This is a genomic window from Ruegeria sp. (assembly GCF_028066395.1).
Taxonomy (GTDB): Bacteria; Pseudomonadota; Alphaproteobacteria; order Rhodobacterales; family Rhodobacteraceae; genus Ruegeria.
Genome location: NZ_JALCBM010000034.1, coordinates 13,046 through 16,731, shown reverse-complemented (window position 1 = coordinate 16,731; position 3,686 = coordinate 13,046). Strand labels below are relative to the sequence as shown.

General features: G+C 58.2%; 3 protein-coding genes and 2 pseudogenes. 4 read left to right on the top strand and 1 reads right to left on the bottom strand.

All coding sequences use genetic code 11. From position 1 onward, the window contains the following. The 4 genes and pseudogenes from MPJ51_RS11990 to MPJ51_RS11975 all read left to right on the top strand — a co-directional run. Nucleotides 1–153 (top strand): annotated as a pseudogene (locus tag MPJ51_RS11990) (phenylalanine--tRNA ligase subunit alpha); the annotation flags it as partial. Then, on the top strand, nt 154–474 hold the full coding sequence (locus tag MPJ51_RS11985; protein ID WP_298386725.1) for a hypothetical protein: 321 nt from the start codon (nt 154–156) through the stop codon (nt 472–474). 211 nt (nt 475–685) lie between these two features. Then, nucleotides 686–1,288: a GNAT family protein gene (locus MPJ51_RS11980; RefSeq protein WP_298386724.1), complete on the top strand. Its 603-nt coding sequence runs from the start codon at nt 686–688 to the stop codon at nt 1,286–1,288. A gap of 103 nt (nt 1,289–1,391) precedes the next feature. Further along, entirely contained in the window at nt 1,392–3,164 is a 1,773-nt protein-coding gene (locus tag MPJ51_RS11975; RefSeq protein ID WP_298386723.1) for an adenylate/guanylate cyclase domain-containing protein, read from the top strand. A gap of 51 nt (nt 3,165–3,215) precedes the next feature. Here the strand turns inward: MPJ51_RS11975 and MPJ51_RS11970 are convergent. Next, nucleotides 3,216–3,686: pseudogene (locus MPJ51_RS11970) on the bottom strand (hypothetical protein); the annotation flags it as partial.

Sequence of the window (3,686 nt, the reverse complement as noted above, 5' to 3'; positions counted from 1 at the left end):
TTTGCCTTTGGCATCGGCATCGACCGTCTGGCGATGCTGAAATACGGCATTCCGGATTTGCGGGCGTTCTTTGATTCCGACCTGCGTTGGCTGCGGCACTACGGGTTTGCGGCGCTGGATATGCCGAACCTGCATGGTGGTTTGAGTAGGTAAGTGTACCCGCTGGGTGTATATCTGGCCCGATATATCGATTGGTGGTATCGCCGCGTGGCCAACGCGCCCTTTTTATGGATGATTGGCATAATCGTTGCGGGAAACTTTTTTCAGTTTTTGACAATCCGTCATTTTGGGTCGGTTCTTGCATGGGTTTTGCCAGTTGTAGGGCTCGCCCTACTGCCCGGTCTTTGGGCCTCCTTTTCGACGTTTTCGAAGAAGATAAACCTCAAGGATGAGGCGGAGGAAAAACAGGAAATGGCAAAAAAGCTCATTAATGAATACGCAAAAAAAAGCGGTCGAGATAATAGCGCGGAGTAAAGGCCGATAGGCCGCCGCGCTATCGCCATCCCGCAGCTTGGCAATGGCCCGGCTGAGTGTCGATCAGCGGAAAATCACCTCGCCGAAGCGCTGCGTAAAATACCCGTTTCTGGATTCTCACAGTTTCGTGCTAGTATCATTCAGATAGTTTTATGCATTCACGTTTCGGAGGTCATTTCTTTTGGCCGAAGCTTCTCAAAGGCAGTTCAGATTGCGCCCTTTGGAAAAGGGGGATCTGGCGACCATTCAGCGCTGGTTTCAGGATGTCGAGGATCTGGCCCTGTTTGACCGGACCTGCCGCATCCCCATGAATCAGGCGCAAACCGAACACATTTGGGAGGATGCGCTTAACGAAACCGGGGATGGCAAAAGATGCTGGTTCATCATCGAAACCCGGGATGACGAGGCGCAGGGCCTGATCGGGATCGAGGCGATCTCGACCATTAATCGCGACGGGGTTGTGGCGCTGTTCATCGACAAGGCCCTGCGCGGCAGCGGTGCGGGCATCCGGGCGTCTGCCCTGATGCTGGATTTCGCGTTCCGGCAACTGGGGCTGAACCGGATCACCTCGTATTGCCGGACCGACAATCAGCGCAGCCGCGACGTTCTGCGCGCCCTGAGTTTTCAGGAAGAAGGCACGATGCGGCGCGCCTGGTTTTCCGATGGACAGTTTCATGACGTTCTAGTGGTTGGTCTGCTACAGCAGGAATGGGCCACCCGCCGCCCGTCGCTGGCCCGGGAACTGGGGCCGGAAACGGTGGTTTGCTTCGGGCCGGACTGCTCGACCGGCTGGATATGGCCGCCACGCGAATGATCATGTTCATTGACATGTTAATAAGTAGCGCGCCAAATCGGCGCCAATTTGAGGTATACCAGAAGCGTCGGATTCGGCGTTAGGGTCAAATCGAGTGTTACCAGTGTTTAATCCCAGTTCGGAAAGACCCCTGAAACAGAAGCTTGGCGCAGTGCTGTTTGCCGATGTGGTCGGCTATTCCCGATTGATGAGCGAGAATGAGATGGATACGTATAACGCGTTGAAATCCCTGATCTCTCATCTGGATTCCGTTTGCAAAGCCTATGACGGCCATGTGGTCGAGGTGCGCGGCGACGGCATTCTGGCCCTGTTCGACACCGCCACCAGCGCTGTTGAGTTCAGCATCGAACTGCACCGCATCGCCGCCCGTCACAACCGCGAACGTCCGGGCGCGCAGCCGATCCGGTTCCGCGCCGGTGTGCATCTGGGCGAGGTGCTGATTGACGAACGCGGCATCCATGGCGACAACGTCAACATCGCCGCGCGGCTACAGGAAATCGCCGACCCCGAACGGGTGTTTGTCAGCTCGGCCGTTTACGACCAGATCCGCAACCGGCTGCGGTACGGGTATGAGTTTCTGGGGCCCAAGCAGCTGAAAAACATCATGTCGCCAGTGCCCACCTATTGCGTCCGCAGCGAGGTTGAAGGCGCAACCATGGCGGCCACGCTGCGCACCGATCCGCAGCCCGATCTGTTGTTGCAACGGCCTGATGCACCCTCGGTCGCGGTGCTGCCGTTCTCGATTGCCGGGCAGGATGAAACCGACAGTTGGATCGCCGAAGGGCTGACCGACGACATCATCATGAACCTGTCCAAGTTCCGCAATCTGTTCATCATCGCGCGGAACTCGTCCTTCTTTTTCAAGGCGCAGTCGATGCCGCCGCAAGAGGCCGCGCAGCGCCTGAACGTGCGCTATGTGGCGCGTGGCAGCGTGCGGCGATCGTCCAGCCGTATCCGCATCACCGCCGAACTGGTCGATGCGCAATCGGAACGGACCATCTGGGGGGAACGGTTCGATCGTCAGATCGATGATATCTTCGACATTCTGGACGAGGTGACCGAATGCATCGTGGCCGCCATGGCGGTGATGATCGAATCCCATGAGAAACAGCGGATGGAGCAGATCATCCCCTCGGACCTGCAGGCTTATGGCGCGGTGTTGCAGGGCCAGCAGCATATCTTCAAATACACCCGCAACGACAATCGCAAGGCGCAGAATTTCTACGAAAACGCGCTGGAACGGGACGGGGGATACGCCCGCGCCGCTGCGGCGCTGTCGCGGACGCTGAACATCGACTGGCGCTATTCCTGGACCGAAGACCCGATGGGCGCGCTGGACAAGGCGCTAGGGCTGGCGCAGCGCGCCATTGATCTGGACCCGACCGATGCCCGCGGGTTCGGAGAGCTGGGCTTTGTGCAGCTCTACCGCAAGGAGCATGACGCGGCGCTGCAATCCTATAAACGGGCGTTGGCGCTGAACCCCAATGATGCGGATATGCATTCGGACTATGCCGATGCGCTGGCCCATTCGGGGGATAATGAAACGGCGATCAGCCACCTCAAACAGGCGATGCGCCTGAACCCCTATTTCCCGGATCAGTACCTGTGGCATCTGGGCGGAGCCTATTACAACCTGCGACGCTATGAGGACGTGATCGACTCGGTCAATCAGATGAACAACCCGACCGAAGGGCAACGGATGCTCGCCGCCAGCTATGCGCAGATGGGCAACACCGAAATGGCGCGCAACATCGCCGAGAAACATCGTGCGGCGCACCCGAACTTCTCGCTGGACCGCTGGTCGAAAATCCTGCCGGACCGGCTGGAAGATGACACCCAGCATTTTGTCGAAGGGCTGCGCAAGGCCGGGTTCTGAACAAAAAAGGGCGCGTTGACCACGCGCCCTTGTTCTTGGAATAGGTCGAATTCAGTCGCCGCGCGCCTTGGCGCCACTGACCTTGGCACCACTGACTTTTGCGCCCGACACCTTGGCACCGGACACTTTCGCACCGCTGACTTTCGCGCCCGACACCTTGGCCCCGCTGACCTTGGCACCGCTGATCATCGGCCCTTCGACGCTGAAATAAACGTCCAGCAGGACCTGTTCGATCATCCCGGTCATCATGTCCATGCGGATGGTGTAGTCGGCCTTGTCATAGTTCCACGTCCGAATGCCATCCGACACCTGATAATCCGCCGACGCCACACCCGAAGCCGACGGGTTCAACGGAGAATGGGCATCAGCACCCGTATTGCCGCTTTCCGGTCTGGCCGGTTCCCCGTCACCATGCACAAGGAACACGGTCGGATCGGGCAGTTCATAATACGCCCCCTCATACGTAAAGCCGTAGATGCGTGCGAAATGGGCATCTTCATCCAGTTGACTGTCCAGATGCCG